Source organism: Melioribacter sp. (genome assembly GCF_049325435.1).
Taxonomy (GTDB): Bacteria; Bacteroidota; Ignavibacteria; order Ignavibacteriales; family Melioribacteraceae; genus Melioribacter; species Melioribacter roseus.
This window is the reverse complement of the sequence record NZ_JBMOLD010000019.1, coordinates 138,148-160,419: the sequence shown is the minus strand read 5'-3', so window position 1 is coordinate 160,419 and position 22,272 is coordinate 138,148. Positions and strand designations below refer to the sequence as shown.

General features: G+C 42.9%; 25 protein-coding genes, 1 tRNA gene and 1 pseudogene. 11 read left to right on the top strand and 16 right to left on the bottom strand.

Annotated features, from left to right (window positions below; genetic code table 11):
* Window positions 1–394 precede the first annotated feature (394 nt).
* The 5 genes and pseudogenes from ACOYVE_RS14630 to ACOYVE_RS14610 form a co-directional block, all read right to left on the bottom strand.
* Window positions 395–697: a DUF1513 domain-containing protein gene (locus ACOYVE_RS14630; RefSeq protein ID WP_226990963.1), complete on the bottom strand. Its 303-nt coding sequence runs from the start codon at window positions 695–697 to the stop codon at window positions 395–397.
* Window positions 698–1,237: 540 nt separating this feature from the next.
* Window positions 1,238–1,561: a HigA family addiction module antitoxin gene (locus ACOYVE_RS14625; RefSeq protein WP_014855033.1), complete on the bottom strand. Its 324-nt coding sequence runs from the start codon at window positions 1,559–1,561 to the stop codon at window positions 1,238–1,240.
* 16 nt (window positions 1,562–1,577) lie between these two features.
* Window positions 1,578–1,676: pseudogene (locus ACOYVE_RS14620) on the bottom strand (plasmid maintenance system killer family protein); the annotation flags it as partial.
* Between the two features lie 374 nt (window positions 1,677–2,050).
* On the bottom strand, window positions 2,051–2,299 hold the full coding sequence (locus tag ACOYVE_RS14615) for an anthrone oxygenase family protein (RefSeq protein ID WP_422882551.1): 249 nt from the start codon (window positions 2,297–2,299) through the stop codon (window positions 2,051–2,053).
* A gap of 178 nt (window positions 2,300–2,477) precedes the next feature.
* A complete protein-coding gene (locus tag ACOYVE_RS14610; protein ID WP_422882550.1) occupies window positions 2,478–3,092 on the bottom strand; it encodes a hypothetical protein in 615 nt (204 codons plus the stop codon).
* A gap of 243 nt (window positions 3,093–3,335) precedes the next feature.
* Between ACOYVE_RS14610 and ACOYVE_RS14605 the strand changes: the two genes are divergently transcribed.
* Both ACOYVE_RS14605 and ACOYVE_RS14600 read left to right on the top strand, forming a co-directional pair.
* Window positions 3,336–3,410: transfer RNA gene (locus tag ACOYVE_RS14605), tRNA-Arg, on the top strand.
* A gap of 21 nt (window positions 3,411–3,431) precedes the next feature.
* Entirely contained in the window at window positions 3,432–3,722 is a 291-nt protein-coding gene (locus tag ACOYVE_RS14600) for a hypothetical protein (RefSeq protein WP_014855036.1), read from the top strand.
* Here the strand turns inward: ACOYVE_RS14600 and mgtE are convergent.
* The 9 genes from mgtE to ACOYVE_RS14555 form a co-directional block, all read right to left on the bottom strand.
* Entirely contained in the window at window positions 3,719–5,101 is a 1,383-nt protein-coding gene (gene mgtE, locus ACOYVE_RS14595; protein ID WP_422882548.1) for a magnesium transporter, read from the bottom strand. The two genes, ACOYVE_RS14600 and mgtE, sit on opposite strands and share 4 nt — an antisense overlap.
* 89 nt (window positions 5,102–5,190) lie before the next feature.
* Complete coding sequence (locus tag ACOYVE_RS14590; RefSeq protein WP_422882546.1) at window positions 5,191–6,771, bottom strand: aldehyde dehydrogenase family protein; 1,581 nt, start codon at window positions 6,769–6,771, stop codon at window positions 5,191–5,193.
* 56 nt (window positions 6,772–6,827) lie between these two features.
* Window positions 6,828–7,580 (bottom strand): LytR/AlgR family response regulator transcription factor, encoded by a 753-nt coding sequence (locus ACOYVE_RS14585; RefSeq protein WP_422882545.1) that lies wholly within the window; start codon window positions 7,578–7,580, stop codon window positions 6,828–6,830.
* Window positions 7,577–8,629 carry a sensor histidine kinase gene (locus tag ACOYVE_RS14580; RefSeq protein WP_081489432.1) on the bottom strand — a complete coding sequence of 351 codons (1,053 nt, stop codon included), beginning with the start codon at window positions 8,627–8,629 and terminating at the stop codon, window positions 7,577–7,579. Before ACOYVE_RS14580 ends, ACOYVE_RS14585 begins: the two co-directional genes overlap by 4 nt.
* A 9-nt stretch (window positions 8,630–8,638) precedes the next feature.
* Window positions 8,639–9,388, bottom strand: coding sequence for a LiaF transmembrane domain-containing protein (locus ACOYVE_RS14575; protein WP_014855041.1), 750 nt, complete (start codon window positions 9,386–9,388; stop codon window positions 8,639–8,641).
* Window positions 9,389–9,397: 9 nt separating this feature from the next.
* Complete coding sequence (locus ACOYVE_RS14570) at window positions 9,398–10,093, bottom strand: LiaF transmembrane domain-containing protein (protein ID WP_014855042.1); 696 nt, start codon at window positions 10,091–10,093, stop codon at window positions 9,398–9,400.
* 122 nt (window positions 10,094–10,215) lie between these two features.
* Entirely contained in the window at window positions 10,216–10,683 is a 468-nt protein-coding gene (locus tag ACOYVE_RS14565; protein ID WP_041355723.1) for a nucleoside-triphosphatase, read from the bottom strand.
* On the bottom strand, window positions 10,649–11,743 hold the full coding sequence (locus ACOYVE_RS14560) for a hypothetical protein (RefSeq protein ID WP_422882544.1): 1,095 nt from the start codon (window positions 11,741–11,743) through the stop codon (window positions 10,649–10,651). The genes ACOYVE_RS14565 and ACOYVE_RS14560 overlap by 35 nt, the downstream gene beginning before the upstream one ends.
* Window positions 11,744–12,070, bottom strand: coding sequence for a carboxymuconolactone decarboxylase family protein (locus tag ACOYVE_RS14555; RefSeq protein ID WP_422882542.1), 327 nt, complete (start codon window positions 12,068–12,070; stop codon window positions 11,744–11,746).
* A gap of 122 nt (window positions 12,071–12,192) precedes the next feature.
* On the opposite strand from ACOYVE_RS14555, the gene galE reads away from it, so the two are divergent.
* From galE to ACOYVE_RS14530, 5 genes are all read left to right on the top strand, one after another.
* On the top strand, window positions 12,193–13,170 hold the full coding sequence (galE, locus tag ACOYVE_RS14550; RefSeq protein ID WP_422882540.1) for a UDP-glucose 4-epimerase GalE: 978 nt from the start codon (window positions 12,193–12,195) through the stop codon (window positions 13,168–13,170).
* A gap of 3 nt (window positions 13,171–13,173) precedes the next feature.
* On the top strand, window positions 13,174–13,740 hold the full coding sequence (gene rfbC, locus ACOYVE_RS14545; protein WP_422882538.1) for a dTDP-4-dehydrorhamnose 3,5-epimerase: 567 nt from the start codon (window positions 13,174–13,176) through the stop codon (window positions 13,738–13,740).
* Window positions 13,737–15,065: a UDP-glucose dehydrogenase family protein gene (locus tag ACOYVE_RS14540; RefSeq protein WP_422882537.1), complete on the top strand. Its 1,329-nt coding sequence runs from the start codon at window positions 13,737–13,739 to the stop codon at window positions 15,063–15,065. The genes rfbC and ACOYVE_RS14540 overlap by 4 nt, the downstream gene beginning before the upstream one ends.
* A 182-nt stretch (window positions 15,066–15,247) precedes the next feature.
* Window positions 15,248–15,529 carry a hypothetical protein gene (locus ACOYVE_RS14535; protein WP_014855048.1) on the top strand — a complete coding sequence of 94 codons (282 nt, stop codon included), beginning with the start codon at window positions 15,248–15,250 and terminating at the stop codon, window positions 15,527–15,529.
* Window positions 15,530–15,538: 9 nt separating this feature from the next.
* Entirely contained in the window at window positions 15,539–16,189 is a 651-nt protein-coding gene (locus ACOYVE_RS14530) for a YdeI/OmpD-associated family protein (RefSeq protein WP_422882534.1), read from the top strand.
* 34 nt (window positions 16,190–16,223) lie between these two features.
* On the opposite strand, the gene ACOYVE_RS14525 is transcribed toward ACOYVE_RS14530, so the two are convergent.
* The gene (locus tag ACOYVE_RS14525) at window positions 16,224–17,924 is read right to left on the bottom strand and encodes a short-chain dehydrogenase (protein WP_014855050.1); all 1,701 of its coding nucleotides are present in this window, start codon (window positions 17,922–17,924) and stop codon (window positions 16,224–16,226) included.
* A gap of 143 nt (window positions 17,925–18,067) precedes the next feature.
* Here ACOYVE_RS14525 and ACOYVE_RS14520 point away from each other — a divergent pair, with 143 nt between their 5' ends.
* From ACOYVE_RS14520 to rlmB, 4 genes are read left to right on the top strand one after another with little or no spacing between them, the layout of a single operon-like run.
* Window positions 18,068–18,541 carry a PTS sugar transporter subunit IIA gene (locus tag ACOYVE_RS14520; protein WP_014855051.1) on the top strand — a complete coding sequence of 158 codons (474 nt, stop codon included), beginning with the start codon at window positions 18,068–18,070 and terminating at the stop codon, window positions 18,539–18,541.
* Between the two features lie 17 nt (window positions 18,542–18,558).
* Complete coding sequence (gene hisS / locus ACOYVE_RS14515; protein ID WP_422882532.1) at window positions 18,559–19,821, top strand: histidine--tRNA ligase; 1,263 nt, start codon at window positions 18,559–18,561, stop codon at window positions 19,819–19,821.
* 1 nt (window position 19,822) lies between these two features.
* The gene (locus ACOYVE_RS14510; RefSeq protein WP_422882531.1) at window positions 19,823–20,335 is read left to right on the top strand and encodes a hypothetical protein; all 513 of its coding nucleotides are present in this window, start codon (window positions 19,823–19,825) and stop codon (window positions 20,333–20,335) included.
* Between the two features lie 14 nt (window positions 20,336–20,349).
* The gene (gene rlmB / locus ACOYVE_RS14505; protein WP_422882530.1) at window positions 20,350–21,093 is read left to right on the top strand and encodes a 23S rRNA (guanosine(2251)-2'-O)-methyltransferase RlmB; all 744 of its coding nucleotides are present in this window, start codon (window positions 20,350–20,352) and stop codon (window positions 21,091–21,093) included.
* On the opposite strand, the gene bshA is transcribed toward rlmB, so the two are convergent.
* Window positions 21,090–22,217 carry an N-acetyl-alpha-D-glucosaminyl L-malate synthase BshA gene (bshA, locus tag ACOYVE_RS14500; RefSeq protein WP_422882528.1) on the bottom strand — a complete coding sequence of 376 codons (1,128 nt, stop codon included), beginning with the start codon at window positions 22,215–22,217 and terminating at the stop codon, window positions 21,090–21,092. The genes rlmB and bshA overlap by 4 nt on opposite strands.
* Window positions 22,218–22,272: the final 55 nt, after the last annotated feature.

Here is a 22,272-nt window from a genome sequence, read left to right as displayed (position 1 = left end):
GACTGCCGATAGCTTAAACTCTTTGTCGTAGGTTCTTCTTGTTTGTCCCATCTTAGTGTTCTCCTATATTTGTTTTAATTTAAATATAGTTGCTTTTCTGTCTGTCTACAAGATGGGGGCAAGATCAATGTATGTGGCTGAATAGTAAATTACACCCTTACAATGTTGCTTCCAGCAATTTTCTCTTTCATGATTCAATACTCGTTTCTTTACGTCGTGTGATTCACCTACATCCAGAACTGTCCATGTTTCACCTGATTTACACATATCACATAGACTCCTGATCTTGATTCAAGATTATTTGGATCTGTCCACGCTCCTTCGAACTGATATCCCTATTTTCAAATGACATTACCTTCTCCTTTCCCAAAAATTTTTAACTTTTCATAACTATTTATATTTCACCAGGAGATGGAAAACCTTCATACCCCGCATACATAACGAAGCTGACATAGTTAATATATGGGACTATTCCACCTCGATTTGCATACAACATAAACCTAGTCTGACGTAAAGATTTTTTATTGAGGCAGGATATTAGTCTATCATTTTTGATTTCACCAAGATAGTGACCGTCAGGGGAGTAGACTTCATTTCCATAAAACTTGGCAACATGTCTCCCGTCATGTGTCCACAAAGCATCGCCATCTCTATATCCAAAAAATTCTCCACCCCACGTCCAAAGTGGTTTCATCATTGAATCTCCTTATGCCCAAATATTACTTATACTGAATTGATAATATATTAAAGGAACTATATCCCGCGTGCACCTGCCTGACGGTAGGCAAGGCTACAGTATATCATTCCGATTATTTCGTTTTACTTCAAAAAACACAATATTTTAAATAGGGTCTGCATAATATTATTCCCCAACCGTATCAGTCTAACGAACCGCTGTAACGCTGATATGGGGAAAAATTATTTCGGTCAGTTAGTTTGTATTTGCCCATCGGGCCCTCGTTGTCTTACATCTTAAACTGAAAATAAATTTATTCAAACATATTGTCAATAAAAATTTCTCCGAAGTATCTGCAAGTTATGCCTCGATTGTCAAATGAGAATAGAGCGCGTGATTGGGAGACGCGGGGTTGGGAAGGTTAAGTTTGGTTTTTTTTGTTTATCAGACCGTATATTGATTTGTCTTATAATAACTGTTTCCTGCAGAGTTGACGGCGATTTTCGTTTCGAAATCCGCTCTACCGGAATATGAAATATCCGATTATTGAGAACCGTGATTTTAATCTATTCCGGACAGACTCGATGCCTTTTGCTGCGGCGCGTTTGTTTTTATTTTTGTCAGTATCTCTTGTTTGTTTTTTCTTTCTTCTTCGATATCATAATCGTTTTGAAGACCAAGCCAGAATTTTGCTATCGTGCCGAAATACGATGATAATCTCAACGCCGTATCGGCGGTAATTCTCCTTTTACCTTTAATTATCTGTGATATACGAGTCTGCGGTATAACTGTATCTTTTGCTAATTTGTAAGCGGTAATTTTAAGAGGACGCAAAAACTCCTCGAGTAAAATCTCTCCCGGATGTATATTCTCTAATCTTTCCATTTTTATCCTCCCATTTTTAATGATAATCTACTATCTTAACATCGCGCGCATTATTGTCAATCCATCTGAATACAATTCTCCATCGGTCGTTAATTCTAATACTATAAAAATCGGAACCCTGTAATTTTTCTACTGGCGGGTTATTGTAATTTTGCGTTTACATTAAAAGCATAAGACTAACCGCCGTAAATCCTTTTATTCCGCTCACAACTAAAGAATGAAATACAGCAAAAACCCGCCGGTCGAGTAATTATTACCTTCGCACGTTTTTAAAGTAAACGAATCAATTCTTGGCAATTTGTTCGAAAACGCCCATTTTTGCCATACCATACTCTATGGTAAGTTGAAACCAATTCTACGTAAACTTATTGTCAATAAATTTTTTCAGATGAATGCGCTATAACGCATATCCTTATAACCGAGAATAGCGTGCAAACGTCGATCGCCTGCCGGGGAATTCATTTTGCAAATCAGAGCGTTTCCTTTAAATCATACGTTAAGCAGCAAAAGTATTAACAGTATCGAAGAAACGGATGAAGCTACCGTTCTTATTCTATTCCAGCGGTTCCAACGCGCTTCAAAATTATTTCGAGCGTCTTTACATGCCGCTTCGTCTTCCGTATCGGCATTTATCGATTGCAGCTTATTATTAAAAGGCACATTGATTATTATTGTCGGGGCGTGAACTCCCGCTAAAAAAATAATAAAAGAGGACAGCATAATTATTATAATAATCAATCTTTTTCCTGGACAACGGAGTTACATCCGGCATTTGCCCCTTCAACATCAACGACGAACCGAATAGTGTATTGTGTCTGTTCCGTGCGAATCCTTACCTTAAAGCGTAATTTACAATTCCGTTTGTCCTGAAGTTAATCTATCATAATCAATTACCCGTAGTTTAGCGGAAAACAATTCATACGTTTAGAGCCATTACCGTTTCCCTGTATGCTGCGACGACTAACAATAGAACTCCGAGGCATAAACAAAAAATCTCGGTTCCGGACAATCTGATTTCCCGCCAATTTTTTATTTTTATGCCTTTCCATTCCCGCAAAGTATAATCGTAAATACCGATTCCGGCGGTAGCGGATATGGCAAGAACGTATGCAGTCATTTCAATGCCGCCGATGCTCATGCCTAGAGCGGCGCCGTCTAATGCATTAAACTGTCTTAAATCGGAAGCTGCAAAAGAATTTGTGCCGGATACAAGTCCGCTAGTAACTGCCAAAAGAACATTGACAAAATAGCCGGCAGGCATTCCGTACATGCGCTGCAGATTTGAAAGCGCGCAGATCGAAAAAACCACGCCCAGATTAAAAAGAAGCGTTAGCGCAAACTCTTCCCAAAAAGAATTTGCCGACGCCGTCAAAGAGCCGACGGCAAATTGCGGACTTCCGCGCATAAAGCCTTCGGGTAATAAATAATATCCGGCAAGAAAAGAAATCATATGGAGTAATGAATGGAGTCCGTACAACCACAAAAACCGTTTTAGAACGTTTTCCCTTATTTCTCCGCGTTGCCCCTGCATAATTTTACCTCCGTAAAAAACGCTCGGGGATTAATTTCTTTATTTACTTCCCGTTCTGCGGCGCTCAATTTGTCCTCTGCTATTTATAACATTAATAAAAAATAAAAGCGGGCAGTATATTTGTCAATAAAAAATTTCCGGCGCCCGGTTACGGATTCTTTTGATAGACCTTTTATGTTAATTCGCATTTATATTTGTCATTTTTTGCGCAAGGCGATATATTTCGAAGTGGAATTTGGAAATGCCCCCGTAGCTCAGCGTGGATAGAGCAGCGGTTTCCTAAACCGCGTGTCGGAGGTTCGAGTCCTCTCGGGGGTACAAAACTTATTCGAGGGAAACGTGAAAAAATTATTGACCGCTCTGATTTTCGCCCTGGTGGATATAGTCTGCTTTCTTCAGGGCTCCGTAATCCTTGTATACGCCCTCCTTCACGTAAAATACAAAGTGGAAATAGCGCGCGCCGAAGGGTTCACTTCCGTCGAACTCAATAATCTGCCCGTCGCCATCGGCGGCTATTATTACTATCCCGAATCGTATATTAAAATAGCTATGATCGGAATCGGATTGATAGTAACGGGCGTATTAATGCGAAGCTGGCGCAAAAATTATATCGAACCGCAAAATCTCTAAGGCAAAAGCGTCCCGCTTAACATTATGTGCGCTACGGTAAAATAAATTACGATTCCCGTTACGTCCACCAGAGTTGCGACAAACGGAGCCGACGAAGTCGCCGGATCGAATCCCAGTTTTTTCATTATAAACGGAAGCATCGAACCCATTAAACTGCCCCAGGCTACTATACCCAATAACGAACAGGCAACCGTTAATCCCAGATAAATCCAATGTTCGCCGTAACTGTTGGTTGCAAATTGCCAAATTGTTATTCGTAAGAATCCTATTAAAGCCAATATAAGTCCCAACAATAATCCGGTTATAATTTCTCTTTTGAATACATAGAGCCAATCTTTCAAAGTTATTTCATTCAAAGCCAGAGCGCGTATAATAAGCGTGGAAGCCTGCGAGCCGGAATTGCCGCCGCTGGCTATTATAAGAGGAAGAAAAATTGCAAGTATAACCGCGCTGCTGATCTGATGCTCAAAATATCCCATTGCGGACGCTGTGAACATTTCGCCGATCAACAGGACGCTGAGCCATCTCGCCCTTTTTTTTATCATTTGCAAAACAGGCGTATCGGGATACGGCTCTTCGAGCGCTTCGACAGCCGCGCTCTTATGAATGTCTTCTGTGGTCTCTTCTTCGGCAACGTCGAGCACGTCGTCTACCGTAACAATTCCGACCAGCGCTCCCGACGAGTCGGTAACCGGCAAAGCGATTCTGTCGTACTTCTTAAAAACTTCGATTGCAGTTTCCTGGTCGTCGTTTACTTTCAGAGAAACATAATTTCCGTCCATCAATTCCGACACTTTAGTATCGAGCGGCGCCAGCAGAAAATCCCGAATCTTTATATCGTCAATTAATTTTCCTTTGTCGTCCACTACATATAAAATGTTCAATGTTTCTTTGTCGTGTCCGTATTTCCTGATATAATCGAGCGTTTCCTGAACCGTCCAGTTTTCCCGTATAGCAATATAGTCGGGAGTCATTAAACGCCCGACGCTGTCTTCCGGATAACCGAGCAGTTGCTGGGCTATTTTTCGTTCTTCGGGCGTCAGGTAGCTGATCATCTGCTTGACGACGTTCGGCGGCATCTCTTCGAATAATGCCGTACGGTCGTCTGGCGACATTTCGTTGAGAAGTTCGGCTATCTTTTCCTGACTGAGTGATTTGATTAAATCACTTTGAGTGTCGTAATCGAGATATTCGAACACATCGGCGGCAAGCTCCTTCGGAAGAAGCCTGAATATCAAAGCCCGTTCGTCTTCTTCCAGATTTAGAATTAAATCCGCTATATCGGTAGGATCCCAATCTATTAGAATGTCCTTGAGTTCCGAAAAATTTCTTTTTTGAATTAATTCTTTGATTTCGGGATTGACAAGCATAGTAAGCATAAGTCACCTCCATTGAGTGGCGAGGTACTGAATTGATTAAAATCGGCAGGTCAAAATAATACTTTAATGTTAAAAATCACACTCTAAATTCAATATTTCTTAAATTCCGCTATAATTTTATTTATCTCGTCCTCGGAGATGCCGCTGCCGAACCGCTTGTTTGATTCTTTTTTCGTAAAAGAAGAATTGAAAGAGCCTACAGGCGGATTGCCCGCACGCGCTCTCAAGCGTTCTTCGATAATATTCGTAAAGCCGGAAGCTCCCGCTTCTGTCCTTCCAACTCCGGTTCCTTCCAACGAATCGACCGCATTGCCTTTGTTAACCGGATTGGTTTCGAACGCCAGAGTTTTAATATTCATCAAATGAGAAGCCGTAACGTTTTCCGAAATAATCGAACCTCCCCACGTGCCGGGCCCCAACGTCATCGATGGCGTTAATCCCGTCGTGTATCCAACTGCGCCAACAGACGAAGGCGTATTAACTACTATACGAAACGCGGGTTTTTCCAACGCAAATTTCAATATGATTTCCCTGTCGTTCGAATGGATTGCCATAGTGTGACCGACGCCTCCGAATTCGAGCAGTTCTATCGAACGGTGACATCCTTCGAGCCATCCGTCGACCGTATAAAACGCCAGTATGGGCGAGAGTTTTTCGATCGAAAGCGGTTCGTCTTTACCGACTTTCGTACATTCGGCAATCAATACCGTCGTGTCCGGAGGGACTTCGAAACCCGCGTACGAAGCTATCCACGGAGCTGGTTTGCCCACAATATCGGCGTTCAGTTTTGCGCCTTTGGCGACTCGTTCTTCCAGAAGTTTCTTTTCTTCGGGATTTAAGAAATAACACCCGAGTTTTTTCGCTTCTTCGATCACTTTTTCTTTAATAGGACGGTCGACAATCATCGCCTGTTCCGAAGAACACAATACTCCGTTGTCGAAAGTCGTGCCGTAGACGATATCCGCCACGGCTTTTTTAATATCGGCGGTTCTTTCTATAAAAGCCGGAACGTTGCCCGAGCCTACTCCGTAAGCCGGTTTTCCCGCGCTGTACGCTGCGCGCACCATCGGAGTGCTGCCCGTAGCAAGTATAACGGCAATGTTCTTATCGTGCATCAATGCGTTCGTGCCTTCGAGCGTGGGAATCGTCAACGTCTGGATTAAACCCGCCGGAGCGCCCGCTTTTTCGGCGGCTTCGGATAAGACATTCATTGCTTCGGCTGTCGATTTAACGGCTTTCGGATGAGGACTGGCTACAATTCCGTTCCTGCATTTCAACGATATAATCGCTTTGAACATTGCGGTCGACGTCGGATTGGTCGACGGAATCAAAGCCGCCACCACTCCCATCGGCTCTGCTATTTTAACCACTTTGCCGTTGCTTCTTATATCGATTATACCGACGGTTTTGAGGTCTTTAATCGAATTATAAACATCCCTCGTGGCAAACTGATTTTTAATAATCTTGTCCGATACTTTGCCGAAACCCGTTTCCTCGTGAGCCATACGCGCGAGTCTTTCGGCTTCGCGAAAGCCGGCTTCGCTCATCGCTTCTACTATTTTGTCCACTTGCTTTTGATTGAAATGCTTGAATTCCATCTGAGCTTCTTTTGCGCGAGCGGCTAAATTGCGAGCCAGTTGAATCGACTGAAGGTCTTTATCGAAGTCCATTTGCTTTCCGAATTTTTCCTCAAATATAAGGACTCCCTTTTCAAAGGTCAATTAAATTACCCGTTCATTATTTCTTTCAGTTTTTGATAACCCGATTTACTTACGGGAATCTTTGCGCCGTCTTTAAGAATTGCCCTGTAGGATTCTTTTTCGAAAAGTTCGAGCTGCTTGACGGCGTCGAGCCGCGTTAAGTAAGAACGGTGCAGACGAACAAAATTTTCGGGGGCCAAATTCTTTTCGAACCACTTCATGGTTTTCTGCTTGAGGAAATTTCCCCTTTCGGTATGAAGCATCACATAGTCGTCCTGCGCTTCTATATAATTGATTTCGTCGACGGAAATAATAAGAATATTATTGTTGTGTTTAACGACCACTCTTTCGAGCCGCTCGCCCTTTTCCCTGTCGGTTTCTTTCAGTTTATTCAGTTTGTCCCGGAGATCCGATTTATTGCCGATCGATAATTTTGCTTTGTCGAGCGCGTCTTTGAATCTTTCTTCCGAAAACGGTTTCAACAGATAATCGATTGCGTTTACTTCGAAGGCTTTGATGGCGTATTGATCGAATGCCGTAGTAAAGATGATAGCCGGAGGTTCGTCGATCAATTCGAGCATTTCAAAACCCGTTATTTTAGGCATTTGAACGTCGAGGAAAATCAGGTCGGGTTTAATTTCGTTAATCAACTTTATCGCTTCGAATCCGTTCGAACATTCGCCGGCAATTTCGAATTCGTCGTACTCCGAGAGATACCGGGACACAACTTCGCGGGCGAGCTTTTCGTCGTCTACAATCAGCGTTTTTATCTTTTTCATTTTTTCTCCGGTATGTAAATATTTACCCTGAAAATTCCGTCGCTTTTATCCGTGGAAATCAAATTCTCGTTGTCGTAAAAGAGTTTGAGACGGTTTTTAATATTCTTCAAACCGATGCCTTCGCCTTTGCGGGGAACGGCTTCAGGATCGTAATTGTTTTCCAGACTAATTTTGAGGAATCCGTTTTCTCTTTTGCATTTGAGTTTAATGGTTACTTTTTCGACTCTCTCGTACACTCCGTGTTTGATTGCGTTTTCGAACAGAGGCTGAAGCAGCATGGCGGGAACTTCGCCTCCGCGGCAATCCTCGTCGCATTCTTCTACGTAATCGAATTTGTCTCCGAATCTTACTTTTTCGATGTCGAGATAGAGCCGCGAATTTTCGAGCTCTTCTTTCAGGGAATTTGTCCGATTTTCATTACGCGATAATGTGCCTCTTAAAAAAGAAGAGAGTTTAATCGTCATTTCCCGCGCTTTTTCCGGATCGCTCAACGTCAGAGAAGCGACTGAATTGAGACTGTTGAAAATAAAGTGGGGATTGATTTGATATTTAAGGGACTTCAATTCGGTCTCTTTTACAAGCGTCCTCAGCTCGGCTTCTTTCAATACTTTGTCGTGAAAATTGTTGTAGTAGATAATAACGTAATCGACCGCGATAATAATGATGTAGAACATAATTCCCGCAATGGCGCGCCATATCAGACTTTCGTCCAGCATTGTCAAATATTCCGGGTCGTCGATAATGTTCGACAGTATAAAATAAGAAGCGGCGAGCCAGAATGTCGTAATTATCGCCGCCGAAGCTATATGATTAAGTATAATCTTGTAAGCGGGATAATTGTCGAGCGAATTGAAATTTACCATATACCAGAAACTGAGTCCCAGGAATGAATAGAGCCCGTTAAATACAATGCCGTCGGCAATCGAATAATCGAAAGGAGCGTCCACAATAAAAATAAGAATTAACGATTGCGCCGCGGCTATGAATATCCACAGCAGGGAATAGATTAAAAGGAGTTTTTTATTTTTGATAAACGGATTAATCATCATGGTTAACCGTCACGAGTAATGGACTTCGCAGCCGCCGAAGATAACCGAGCCTTTCAAAATCAGAAGACCTTCCTGATTCTCTTCCGTTCCCGGCATTACATAACGTTTATCGTCGAATCCGCCGAAGACGGACGTAATATTCGAAATCACTTTCCAGTTTTTAGGCACAAAGAGCGTGCATCCGCCCATAATGCAGCTAATATCGAGCGTAACCGCGCCTTCGGCGAGTTTTGAATTGTCGAAATTGATCTGGATACTTCCCATAATAACGTTGATTTTTCCGCCGCTGAAATTTTCCGAACGGATCAGTTTGCTTGAGCTAGTAAGTATGCAATCCTCGTTTATAAAATCCGTATTTTCCGTATAGACAAAATTTTCCGGTTCCGTTCCGGTTTCCGGCGGTTCCTCTTCCAACTCTACCCTTTTTACGTGACGACCGTTTCTTTTCAGAATAATAAAGAGTCCTATAATAATTATTATTACCGGCCAGAAATCACGGAATCTCAATATAAAGAAAGGATTCACAATTTTGCCGGCTATTCCGAAAATACCTATTACAAGGAAGACGATTCCGACAACGCTGTTTTTCGATTTCGAAAGAACCGTTATACCGATAATCAGAAAGAGCATATGCCACGAAAAGATAATGTGCCGGAACGAGAAGTCGATCATAAAAACGTTGTCGATTAAAAGCAAAGCTCCCGCAACAATCAGAAGTATACCGAGCCAGTTAGTCTTTGATGCTTTTGAATTATCCATTACTTCTCCTTAGTTTTTAATTTCGCCGCCGCCGAAGATAATTATCCCTTTGATGTAGAGAATTTTGTCCTCGTCGAAATCCGAATCGGGTATCTTTTTTCTGGAATCCGAAAAGCCGCCGAAAATCGGCAGGACGTCGACGACGATTTTCCAGCCCGGCGGCACAATCAAAGTGGCGCCTCCGAATATGATTGTTATGTCGAGAGTGTTGTCGCCTTCGGCTAGTTTGCAGTTGGTTAAATTAATTTCCGAACCTCCGAAAATCGATACGATATTGCCGCCTCTGAAATTATCTATGTAATAATTCTTGCTGCTGCCTCCGAATACGGAGACTTCTTCAATGGTTCCGGATTCTTCTTCCGATTTGACGCCGCCCTGCTCGGATTTATGAGGACGATGCTTCTTTCCGAAATGATAATTGGATTTTCCTCCCTGCCTGAATAAAATATAAACGCCCAGAAGAATGAGCAGCAGGGGCCACAACTCCGGCGCTATTTTGAACAATCCGATGCCTATAAATATTAGTCCCGCCGTTTTGCTGCGAGTAAGGAAAAAGATCATAAGTCCGAACAGTATGAACAAATATTCCCACGAGTAGATGAATTCCGGCAGCGTCATTATTCCGTAATTGTCGAGCAGGAATAAAATTCCCAGAACCATCAGAATGAATCCCGTCAGAATTCTTGTTGTCATATGACTTTGCATTTTTGCTCCGTTTATAAATTCCACATGCAAATTAATAAATTGAAATCGCCCGGAAACAACAAATCGGCGAATTGCGGATTTTTATCGGTAAAACAATTTTGTTTATACTGCCGCTGAAAGGATCAAATAATTTCGTACGGCTCCCGGATAACTTCCGGATTAACAATCTTAAATTTATCCGTAATTGAATCGAGCAGATTTTCCCTCACTACCAATATCAACATCGCTGAGCCCGAAGATTCCAGCGCATAATTCAATGCGGGGGCAAGTCCTTCTCCTTCCGATTCGAGTTTGCCGATTTCATCGAAGATTAGAGCGTCGTAATTTTGTTTTACCGCTTCGATTAATTTTCCGTTTGCCCACCGGAAGGCGTTTCGGCTGAAACGAAATTTACCTACGGTAAGCGCGTCTTCCTCTCCTGCGGGTTCCAGCGAAAAAACCGTTCTGCTATTTATGTGATAGAGGAACCGTTTTCCTTCGATAACCGGTTGAAGAACGCCATCGATACCGGACAGTACTGCGGCCCATTTGAAAAGCGCGGTTGTTTTGCCCGAATTAATAGGCCCGGAAATAATTTTTATACTGGACATTTTCCGTGTTCATTGTAAGGAGAAGAAAGAACGAAAGCGAAAAGAAAAAGATCAGTCGTTCGATTCCGAGGTACCTTCTGGAGACCGACCAGCTGTTGTTTATAATGGCGCGAAAACTCGGGAAAAGGTCGGTTATACTGTTGATTTCCGAAGCGTGCCGGAATTTTTCCTCTTCGATAAACCTTTTGAATTTGCCGATAACTATCGGCGAAATTATACTGAACCAGATGAAAGAAATGGTAAACGAACGGAGCAGCATAAATACAACGCCCCAGAAACGGTTATAATTATTCAGATAGTAAGAGAAGACCAGCAAGAAAAGACAAAATACTATAAACAAAATGCCGGACGGTCGCTGCCACCACCTTTTTACTTTTTTCTCGCTCGTAAGAAAATTGTCCGACGTTATCAGATGAAAAATATAATAAGCTTTGTAGTTATCGTAAGTGCGTCTTACCCATTTGGGAATATTGACGGCTTTCAATCCGACGGTAATTCCGGCAATCAGATGCGCCCCGACATAGAGCGTAATAATCATCATACTGAAACTGAAGCCCGAACTGGTGTCGAATTGATAAAACTGCAGGACGATATAATCCGCAAATTCGTTGAGCGACTCCCAGAACGTAAAACCGAAGAGAAGCGTAAGCATGAAAAGACGCTGGAAAGCCGAATACAAGAGCGTAATAACGCCGAGTAAAAACGTCGCCGTTCTGTGCGACTTGACGTAAGTATACAAATAATAACCGAGAAAAGCCTGCACTGCAATTGCAAAATAGGAATTCAGCGGGCTGTAGGGACTGACGACGGCTTTTACTAAAGCAGCCAGGAGAGCCGATTTCAAAATTATCTTTTTGTCTTCTGAATAATAAGCCAGAAGCGAAATGAATATTACCGCCGCCACGCTGAGGAAAAGTCCGGTCAACGGAATTTTGAGAATGTGCAAAATGCCGCCGAAAGCCGCTTCGCTGAACGCCCACAGAGCGGTTATTCTTTTAAGATCGATTTTAACTTCGTCCGGCTTGGGAGAATTAAATAAATCTTCGGTAATGAATCTCAATTATTTCTTTCCCTTTTTTTTGTCGAGAATATCGTCGATCCAACTCATTACAGCCATCGAAGCCGGAAACCCGATTGTGGGAATTGCCAGAAGCGCCACCTGTCTTATTTCCTCGTTTTTGATTTTTGCTTTGACGGCTTTTCGCACCTGCGCGTGAACGGCGCCTTCCATCATTGCGCCGGCTGAAAGCGCCAGTTTAACGAGTATTCTCGTCTTCTCGTCGAGCGGCCCCGCTTCGTGAACCGCGCCTCCCAGTTTTTCGTATGCCACCGCTACCTGGGGATATTCTTTCAAGAATCGTTCAAATCTCTTGGGTAATTTTCCCATCTCCCGCCCTGATTGATTTTCTTTTTATAAAGCTCAATGAGCTTTGACGAAATTATTATAGAGTTGAAAATATAATTTTGTATTTTTACAAACAACAAAAATTTTTTCAGGGTGAAACAAAAGTGAAAGTATTGGTCACAGGCGGAGCCGGATATATCGGTTCTCACTTCGTCAAATATCTAGTAAAAAATAATTTTTCGCCGGTCGTGCTCGACAGTCTCGTAAGAGGTCACCGCGAGGCGGTTGGCGATTCTGTCCCGTTCGAAAATGCGGATTTGCTCGACTACGACTCGCTCGAAAAAGTAATCTACAAACACAAGCCCGAAGCTATCGTACATTTTGCCGCATTCGCATATGTGGGAGAATCGGTCGAAAATCCCGAACTCTACTATACCAATAATGTGGTGGGAAGTTTTAATTTGATAAAAGCGGCGGTAAAAAACGATATTAAAAAGTTTGTCTTTTCTTCCACCTGCTCGATATACGGCAATCCGCTAAACGTGCCTATTTCGGAATCGGAACCGGCAAAACCGATTAATCCGTACGCAAACACCAAACTTGTAATCGAAATGATGTTGAAGGACTTCGAATACAAGTACGGTTTGAAACACGTTTGTTTGAGATATTTTAACGCGGCGGGAGCCGACCCCGAAGGAGAAATCGGGGAAAGTCATTCGCCCGAGACTCATTTAATTCCGATTGTGCTCGAAGCCGCTTTGGGCAAACGCGAAAAAGTTTTTGTATTCGGAAACGATTACGACACTCAAGACGGAACGTGCATACGGGATTATATACACGTCGTCGACCTTGCCGACGCGCATCTGAAAGCCCTCCTTTATCTGGATAAAGAAAATTCGACGTCGGAAATTATCAATCTCGGCACAGGCGCGGGTAATTCCGTTCTGGAAATAATAAAGAGAGCCGAAGAAATTACAGGCAAAAAAATAAATTACGAAATTACCGGTCGACGCCCCGGCGACCCAGCAGTTTTAGTAGCCGACAACAAAAAAGCGCGGAAACTTCTCGACTGGAAACCGGAATTAAAAATCGAAGAGATCCTTTCGACCGCATGGAAATGGCATTCTAATCCCAGATACTGATTAATGATTTTCGAAAAAGTACATATCGACGGACTTTTAATAGTAAAACCCGACGTTTACGAAGACCAACGCGGTTTCTTTTTTGAATTGTTCAACAAATTCAAATATGAAGAGGCGGGCATTAAATTCGACTTCGTCCAGGATAATATATCGAAATCGGTAAAAAACACGATCCGCGGACTCCATTATCAGGTCGGCGAATTTGCTCAGGGCAAACTCTGCACGGTTTTAAAAGGCAGGGTGCTCGATGTGGCTGTCGACATTCGTTACGGATCGCCGACGTACGGCAAATATTTCTCCTACGAACTCGACGACGTTAAAAAAGAACAGCTCTGGATTCCGCCCGGATTTGCTCACGGTTTTTCCGTTTTGTCGGACGAAGCAGTATTCATGTATAAATGCACCGCGCGCTACAGCAGAGAACACGAGCGCGCAATTTTGTTTAACGACTCGGATTTAAATATCGACTGGCGAATTAACCATCCGGTTGTATCGGATAAAGATTTGAAAGCCAAACAATTCAAAGACATAGAACACGATTTCATATTCAAACGGGAGGGCAATCAATGAAATTAGCCGTAATCGGTACCGGATATGTAGGTTTGGTAAGCGGAACCTGTTTTGCAGAAATGGGCAATACGGTCATCTGCGTGGACAACAATCCGGATAAACTCGAAAAACTGAACAAACGGATTGTCCCGATTTACGAACCGGGACTCGAAATTTTATTCCAGAGAAATATCGACAAAAAGAGGCTTTCCTTTACGTCCGATTTACGCCGCGCGGTTGAAGAATCGGAAATAATCTTTTTGTGTCTGCCCACGCCGCAGGGCGAGGACGGTTCGGCGGATTTGAAGTATGTATTCGGCGTCGCCGAAGAAATCGGCAAGATACTGCAAAGTTTACCGAATAACGAATTCAAAATAATCGTCAACAAGAGCACCGTTCCTGTCGGAACTTCTACGGCAGTCCGTCGAATAATAGAAAAATACAATATCGAAAATTTCGAAGTTGTTTCGAATCCCGAATTTTTGAGGGAAGGATTTGCCGTCGACGATTTTATGAAACCCGACAGAATAGTCATCGGAGCGAGGAATCCGAAAGCGTTTGAAAAGATGAGAATTCTCTACGAGCCGTTTGTGCGCCAGGGCAATCCGATTTTCGAAATGGATCCCGAAAGCGCCGAAGTGACGAAATACGCTTCGAATTCGTATCTGGCAATGAGAATTACGTTCATGAACGAGCTGGCAAATTTTTGCGAAAAAGCCGGGGCAAATGTGGAAATGGTTCGCAAAGCGATGGGCTCCGACAGCAGGATCGGAAAACGGTTCCTATTCCCGGGAATCGGCTACGGCGGCTCCTGCTTTCCCAAAGACGTAAACGCATTGATTAAAACGTCGGAAGAATTCGGCTCGCCGATGAAAATTCTCAAAGTCGTCGACGAGGTAAACAAAAACCAGAAAGAACTTCTGGTCAAAAAAGTTAAAGAGCATTTCAACGGAAATATCGAAGGTAAAAAGTTTGCGGTGTGGGGACTCTCCTTCAAGCCGAATACAGACGATATGCGCGAAGCTCCTTCGATAGTAATAATTAATCAGTTACTCGACTCGAATGCAAAAGTGGTAGCTTACGATCCGGCGGCAATGGAAAACGCTCGTTTCTATTTAGGCGACAAACCCGCATACGCGCAGGATCAATACTCCGCCCTGCCGGACGCAGACGCTCTCCTGATTTTAACCGAATGGAACGAATTCAGGAATCCCGATTTCGACAAGATAAAAAGTTTGCTGAAAAACAAATTGATTTTCGACGGCAGAAATATCTTCGACCCCGCAAAGATGAAAGAGCTCGGCTTTACATACTACAGCATCGGGCGCAAACCCGTAAACAATTGAATTTCACCATTCTGTTAAAAATGCCCGTCGCACCGGCGGGCGTTTTTATTTTAAAGAATCGAAATGATAACGCGTATCATAACGGGACATTATATCTTTAAAACGTTCCGTTTTTTTATTAATTACCCCTAAAATCGAGGCACGCTTTATGCGATAATAAAGAAAAGAAATATTTAAACTCCATGAAATTAAACGAAATCATTTTTCATATTCTTGCTATCTCATTTGCGCTGGCGCTAATTATAATTCTTTTTTCTTATACCATTACCAAAATACGAAAGAAGAATCAACCGCCTGTAAATCGAATCAGCCGGACGCCCCCCATTATCACTCCGAAGACGCATATTATTCTACCGCGTAAAATCAAAGTGGTAAAGCAATACGATTTTAAGAAAGAGATGGAAAGCCATCAGATAAAAACGCGCCGTTATAAAATTATAAACGAGGAAATCCATAAAAGATAATTCAGACAGATGACGGGAAAGAAAAACAATCCGTATTACAGAAAACTCCGCCTTAAAGATAATCAAAAGTTATTATTGATAAATCCGCCGGAAGAATTCGCGCGACTGATGTCTTCATTCAATCCCGACACAAAAGCGCGCAAAGGGATTCTTTTCGATATAATTTTTCTTTTTACGGAAACAAAGGATATCTTTAAAAAAGAACTGCCGGCGGCAATAAAAAAATTGAGCAATCAAGGAATATTGTGGACGGGATTTCCCAAAAAATCTTCGGGCATTTTCACCGACCTTAACCGCGATTCATGTTATGAAATTTTGCAGGAAACGGGTTTGCAAATATTGACATTAGTTTCCGTAGACGTAAACTGGTCGGCTTTTGGGCTACGGGCGGGCGCAAAGCATCAAAAGAAGGAAAACGGAAACCGGAAATCGGAATACATCGACGCCGAAAAGCGATCGGTTATTATCCCCGACGATTTAAAGAAGGTTTTTAAGACGAATAAAAAAGCTTACGATTTTTTCGAAACGCTCTCGTTTACGAACAGAAAAGAATACGTTCTTTGGATAACCGGCGCGAAAAAAATCGAGACCAGGGAAAAACGGATTAATCTGGCAATCGAATATTTGCTCGAAGGTAAAAAAAATCCGCACAAAAAATAAAAGCAGCCGCCCCGGACGAAGCGGCTGCCGAAAATCAGGCTTTCATTCGTTCGCCTTTTTCTTCCTTACTGAAAATCCATCCGACAACTTTCCCGATGTCGATTTTACCGAAATCGTTCCAGTATTTTTTGGTTCTCACGTGCATCGAACTCGTGTCGTCTTCGGGAATCGATCCGGCTTCCGACATTATAGTACCGATCCTGTCGATCCAGGTTTCCATATTTTTCTCTCTCAAGTCCACCCAGCCGTCGTGCGCCCACATATCGATATTTTCGGGAGTAATGTTCAGTTCGTTTTCGCCTCTGAACGGAGGAATTTTTATCGTATTTCCCCGCAGAAGGGACTTGCCGTCTGGCAGAAGTATCGGAATGCCGATCGAAATTATTTCGTTTCTCAGATTGTCGTTATCTTTAATAAATTCAAATAATTTCTCCGACAGTTGAGCCGGCGTAAATTCCGGTATTTTTTTCATTTCGCCCGCTACATGTCTCAGTAGATTTATTTCGTGCAAAAGTTTCGAAAGACGGGGCGGACCGAGCAATTCAAACGCTACGCTCTCTTTATTATGAATATTTTCGAGTTCTTCGAGTTTCTCGACAGCCGAATGCTGCAAGAATCCGGCTCTGTAAGTCGGCTCGAGCGTCGCATTGTCGAGCGCGTTGATAATGTCGTGACCCGTATTACCGCCTTTAATTTCGTAAATCAGATCGTCGGCAATTTCTTCGGGAGTAACATATTCCATTTGTCCCTGCGTGGTAATAGCTTCGAACTCGCCCCTCGAAAAAGTGCCGTTCTCGCCCGTATCGATATAAACGGATTTCAACGATTCGCCCGTTGACTTGAATTTTATATCGGGTTTCAAATTCAATTTCCCTTCCAGTCTAAAGGCGTCGTTCATACTTACTTCCTGGATTTCGATCGGTTTGCCTCCTTTTCTGATTTCGCCGAACTCTATTTTTTTCCATGCAATTGCAGCTGTCGGTTTAATTTCTTTTGTAATCGGACCTTGCGGCGTTCTTCCCATTAAAAAGAGCAGTAAAGTATGAGCGCCGGCGACGGCCGATTTGCTCAAAAGAACTCGGGAGGGTTTTTCTTCGCTGTGAGTGTAAGGAATGTTTAACCCCATGCCTCCGGTGCCGCTGGTGCCGATTTTAAAATAAATTTTCGTGCCCGCCCTGCTCATAGCGTTATAAAGGATTTGCACGTGGCGGATAATTTGAGGAACATACTCGGTGCAAAAGAGTTTTTCCATTTCGCTTTTAAGAATTTCGGCGTCGGAGCCTTCGTTCATCAATCTTTTAATCCGGTAGTAAGTAGAATAAACGTCCTGATAAGCTATAGCGGTCGCCGAATTAACGCAGTCAATAACTATATCGGGCTTGTATTCCATAATGAGCTTATAAGCAGCCGAAGCCTCCAATATCGAATCGCTCAGTTCCTCCATTATATCATACATCATTATACGGCGCGTTTCAGGATTTTCGAGCAGTTCCAAACGGTTCTTATCCTTAAATTCATGTCTGACGAAAATATTGCCCCACCAGGGAATAAAATAATCTTCGGGCAGTCCGGGAAATTCTTTTTTCAATTTTTCAACATGTCCGAGAGCTTCTTCTTTTTTGAGCGAAGTGACAATAATTCTTTTCGGTTTTTCGCTAACGAGTTTACGTGTGACTGCATTGCCGACCAAACCCCATGCCCCCAGAACCAGAACTGTTTTGTTTTGAATATCCATGATAACTCCGATATATTTTTAATGATAAATTAAGGTTACTTTTATCCGATTTCAAGAAAATTAGTAGTAAAAGGAGCCGGTTCGTTGATAAAGGGGTAGGCGTTTCTTAAATTTGTACCAGTAAAAACTCAATTGGATAATAAATGAAAGTCTCGGAAATATTGCAGCCCGACAAAATCATACCCTCGTTAAAAGGCAGATCAAAGACCGCAGTAATCAATGAGCTTGTGGATTTATTTAAGGACGACGAACGCGTCAAAGACCTCGAAGGAGTGCGGGAATCGGTTCACGAACGGGAAAAGATTATGTCGACGGGCGTCGGAAAAGGTTTTGCAATACCGCACGCCAAGTCAAACGGCGTCAATGACATCATCGCCGCTTTCGGCAAACTCGACGAACCGATCGATTTCCAGGCTCTCGACGGTCAACCGGTTAACCTGGTATTCTTATTGGTCGGCAAAGAAAATCTCGTGGGTCCGCACATCAAACTCCTCAGCAGAATTTCAAGAATGATGAACAACGAGGAATTCAGAGAAAATCTTTCAAAGGCTCGTACTGCCGAAGAAATTTACAATCTCTTCGTCGAAGAAGAGAAACAATATTTCGAAATTAACTAATACCGGATTTCTCCTTAATGATTAAAGCAATTACAGGCACAAAAGATATCCTTCCGGGCGATATACCCAAATGGCGGTATATCGAAAATCTTGTCCGCTCAATATTAGAAGAATTTAATTATAACGAAATCAGAACTCCGATTTTCGAAGAGACGCGTCTCTTTGCGCGCGGCATCGGCGAGGAAACTGATATCGTCAGCAAAGAAATGTACACTTTCGAAGACCGCGGCGGTATGAGCTTAACGCTTAAACCTGAAATGACGGCGGCGGTTGTCAGAGCTTTGATAGAGCATTCGCTCCATAAAAAATCGCAGCTCAACAAACTCTTTTATATCTCCCCGATGTTCCGACAGGAAAGACCCCAGGCGGGAAGACTGCGACAGTTTCATCAATTCGGCGCCGAAGCCATCGGCAGCAACGACCCTTACCTCGACGCCGAAATGATTGTAATTGCTCACGACATACTAAAAGAAATCGGTCTGAAAAATTTAACCGTTGTAATCAATACCCTCGGAATTCCTTCCGAAAGAGAATCGTACAAAAACGAATTGAAAAATTATCTTAAGAATCATTACGACCGGCTTTCCAGCGAAAGCAAAAAAAGATACGAAACGAACATCCTGAGAATCTTCGACAGCAAAGAGGAACAGGACATCGAAATAATGAAAAATGCGCCTCTGTTAATCGATTCTCTCGGTAAAGAAAGCATAGAACATTTCGATATAGTTAAAAATGCGCTCGACAAACTCGGCGTTAAATACGAAATCGAACCGAAGCTCGTAAGAGGATTGGATTATTATACGCACACCACATTCGAAATCGTAAGCGGCAGCGTTGGCTCGCAAAGCGCTTTGTGCGGCGGAGGCCGTTATAACGGTTTGGTGGCGCAGCTCGGAGGAGACGATCTACCCGGCGTCGGGTTCGCCGCAGGAATCGAACGGATTTTACTCGCATGCGAAAATGAAAATATACTCAATGTTCCCGATGACAAGATCGACGTTTATGTGGCGCTGCTCGACAAAAATTTAAATGAAGATTCTTTCATTCTTACCACACGCCTACGACAAAAAGGCTTAAAAGCCGAGCGAGACTATTTATCGAGAAGCGTCAAAGCGCAAATGCGCGAGGCAAATAAATTAAACGCCTCCTATGTGCTCTTCTTCGGCGGCGAGGAATATAAAGACAAAAAAGCCGTTTTGAAAAATATGGAGTCGGGCGAACAAACCGACATTTCGATTGACGATATCGAATCAGTCGTTGAAAAAATAAAAAGAGGATAATATGCCTCTGCGAAAAGTGGACGATCCGCCCAAAATTCCCAAAACCCGAAAAAAGAAAGCCGAATCCGTATTGAAAGCCATCCCGGCGCCCAAACCCGACAAAGTAGAATATATTTGCAAACTTTACTTCAAATACGATAAAACGGAGAAGAAACAATATCTTATTATCCGCGTCGAGACGGCGGCTTATTTTACCAGTTTTAAGTACGAAATAACTTACGACCTGATCGAAAAAGAGAACGATATTTACATTATAATAACGGGGCTCAAAGCCCGGATGGACCTCGTTCCCGAAGTAGGTCCTGCGTCGTGCGAATTAAGAAAGGATATAGTCGAAGGCAATATCAAAATTAATCTGGCCAAACAAGACGGCGCAATCAACGGAGCCGAATACAAGCTGGATTTTAACAACAGAAAAATCGAACTGATAAAAGAATTTATGCCCCCCAAAAAGAACAACCGCGTCTTTTCCAAATTCGAAGTGGATAACGATAATTTTAGTTTTGCCGACTAACAAGGAATTATAAATTGGAAATAATTTACGGCAGGAAACCCGTTCTCGAAGCAATTAACGCCGGCGAAGACATTGAAGTAATATACGTGGCATACGGTCAGCGCGGCGAAGCAATCAGCCGGATATTTACGGCGGCAAAAAAAAATAATCTTAAAATCACACAGCTTTCTTCGAAAAAATTCAAACAGCTGGCCGGCAACCTCAACGCGCAGGGCGTCATAGCGATTAAAAGCGTCTATAAATTTCTCGACTATCGCGAGTTGATCGACAATTCCATGAAAAGCCAAGAGCCGTTGATTTTAATCCTCGACACGTTGCAGGACACGCATAACCTCGGCGCGGTATTGAGGACAGCAGAATGCGCAGGCGTAGACGGCGTAATACTGACGTCGAACAACAGCGCTCCGGTAAACGAGACGGTAGCAAAAATTTCAGCCGGAGCTTTATCGCACTTGAAAATTTCGAGAGTGGCAAATCTGATGCAGCCGATTAAATACCTGAAAGAAAAAGGGTTCTGGATTGTCGGAGCTCATCTAACGGAGAAATCAGTAAACTACGACACAATTGATTATTCCGGTCCGATTGCATTGATTATGGGCAACGAAGAAAAAGGGATACGGCGCCTCGTAGCCGAAGAATGCGATTTCATCGTAAAAATTCCGATAAAAGGAAAAATCGATTCCTTAAACGTGTCGGTTGCAACGGGCGTAATCCTTTTTGAAATTAACCGCCAGCGCTCTACAAAACAACCGGATTAGGAATTCAATACTTTTTCGTAATATTCAATATATTTCGGCACAATCAAATCTTTATCGAAATGTTGCACCGCTCTGTTTCTCGAATTTGTCGAAAATGTTTTATACTTCTTTTCGTTGGTGAGCAAATCGAGAACATATTTAGCCATTCTTTCCACGTCTCCAATTTCAGCTATATAACCGGTTTCGTTATGCAAGATTAATTCCGGCAAGCCGCCTACAGACGAACTAACGACGGGCAGACCGCACGCCATCGCTTCCAGAGCGGAGAGACCGAAACTCTCGGATTGAGAAGGCATCAAAAAGATATCCGCCGCGTTCAAAATTTCAGGCAGGGCGTCCTGCTTACCCAGGAAAATCACTTCTTTCTGAAGGTTCAACTCCCTCGACAATCTTTCGCATTCCGAACGCTCCGGACCGTCGCCCACGAGCAACAATCGCGTCGGTATCTGTTTGTTTACTATACCGAGTATCCGGATAGTGTCGGTAACACGTTTGACGGCCCTGAAATTGGAAGTGTGCACCAATACTTTTTCGCCGTTAGGCGCAATGTGTTTTCTGTACTCACTGCCGTCCATCGGCCGATATTTATTGATATCAATGAAATTATAGATCACCTCGATATCTTTTTCAATATTAAAATTCGTCAATGTTTTTTCTTTGAGAAATCGCGAAACCGCAGTTACGCCGTCGCTCTCTTCAATGCTGAATTTAACAAGCGGCATGAAAGAAGGCTCCAATCCCATCAAAGTAATATCAGTGCCGTGCAGGGTTGTGATGAATTTAATATCTCCGTTCGATTTTTTTCTTATCTGCTTTGCAAGGTAGGCGCTTACCGCGTGAGGGATTGCGTAATGAACGTGCATTAAATCGAGATTTTCATACTCGATTACCTCGAGCATTTTACTCGTCAACGAAATGCCGTAGAGCGAATGCTCGAAAAGCGGATAGTTTGCCATTTCGACTTCGTGGTAAAATATATTTTCGACAAAACGGTTCAAGCGATGAGGTATTGCATAACTAATAAAATGAACCTGATGCCCTTTAGCCGCAAGAGCAAGCCCCAATTCCGTGGCTACTACGCCGCTCCCCCCGTATGTGGGATAGCATGTTATTCCGATTTTCATAATTTTTCTTCTGATTTTTTGTAACTTTTAGCCATTCAACAAATTCATGAATTAA

Bases quoted from the DNA above. Each gene is read 5' to 3' on its own strand.
- ACOYVE_RS14565 (WP_041355723.1), bottom strand. From the start codon at position 10,683: ATGTCCAGTATAAAAATTATTTCCGGGCCTATTAATTCGGGCAAAACA.
- ACOYVE_RS14530 (WP_422882534.1), top strand. From the start codon at position 15,539: ATGACGGGAAAGAAAAACAATCCGTATTACAGAAAACTCCGCCTTAAA.
- ACOYVE_RS14570 (WP_014855042.1), bottom strand. From the start codon at position 10,093: ATGCAAAGTCATATGACAACAAGAATTCTGACGGGATTCATTCTGATG.
- ACOYVE_RS14625 (WP_014855033.1), bottom strand. From the start codon at position 1,561: ATGGAAAGATTAGAGAATATACATCCGGGAGAGATTTTACTCGAGGAG.
- rfbC (WP_422882538.1), top strand. From the start codon at position 13,174: ATGATTTTCGAAAAAGTACATATCGACGGACTTTTAATAGTAAAACCC.
- mgtE (WP_422882548.1), bottom strand. From the start codon at position 5,101: ATGCTTACTATGCTTGTCAATCCCGAAATCAAAGAATTAATTCAAAAA.
- ACOYVE_RS14590 (WP_422882546.1), bottom strand. From the start codon at position 6,771: ATGGACTTCGATAAAGACCTTCAGTCGATTCAACTGGCTCGCAATTTA.
- ACOYVE_RS14520 (WP_014855051.1), top strand. From the start codon at position 18,068: ATGAAAGTCTCGGAAATATTGCAGCCCGACAAAATCATACCCTCGTTA.
- ACOYVE_RS14580 (WP_081489432.1), bottom strand. From the start codon at position 8,629: ATGATGATTAATCCGTTTATCAAAAATAAAAAACTCCTTTTAATCTAT.
- ACOYVE_RS14630 (WP_226990963.1), bottom strand. From the start codon at position 697: ATGATGAAACCACTTTGGACGTGGGGTGGAGAATTTTTTGGATATAGA.
- ACOYVE_RS14525 (WP_014855050.1), bottom strand. From the start codon at position 17,924: ATGGATATTCAAAACAAAACAGTTCTGGTTCTGGGGGCATGGGGTTTG.
- bshA (WP_422882528.1), bottom strand. From the start codon at position 22,217: ATGAAAATCGGAATAACATGCTATCCCACATACGGGGGGAGCGGCGTA.
- ACOYVE_RS14535 (WP_014855048.1), top strand. From the start codon at position 15,248: ATGAAATTAAACGAAATCATTTTTCATATTCTTGCTATCTCATTTGCG.
- ACOYVE_RS14555 (WP_422882542.1), bottom strand. From the start codon at position 12,070: ATGGGAAAATTACCCAAGAGATTTGAACGATTCTTGAAAGAATATCCC.
- ACOYVE_RS14585 (WP_422882545.1), bottom strand. From the start codon at position 7,580: ATGAAAAAGATAAAAACGCTGATTGTAGACGACGAAAAGCTCGCCCGC.
- ACOYVE_RS14510 (WP_422882531.1), top strand. From the start codon at position 19,823: ATGCCTCTGCGAAAAGTGGACGATCCGCCCAAAATTCCCAAAACCCGA.
- ACOYVE_RS14610 (WP_422882550.1), bottom strand. From the start codon at position 3,092: ATGCAGGGGCAACGCGGAGAAATAAGGGAAAACGTTCTAAAACGGTTT.
- ACOYVE_RS14540 (WP_422882537.1), top strand. From the start codon at position 13,737: ATGAAATTAGCCGTAATCGGTACCGGATATGTAGGTTTGGTAAGCGGA.
- ACOYVE_RS14575 (WP_014855041.1), bottom strand. From the start codon at position 9,388: ATGGATAATTCAAAAGCATCAAAGACTAACTGGCTCGGTATACTTCTG.
- hisS (WP_422882532.1), top strand. From the start codon at position 18,559: ATGATTAAAGCAATTACAGGCACAAAAGATATCCTTCCGGGCGATATA.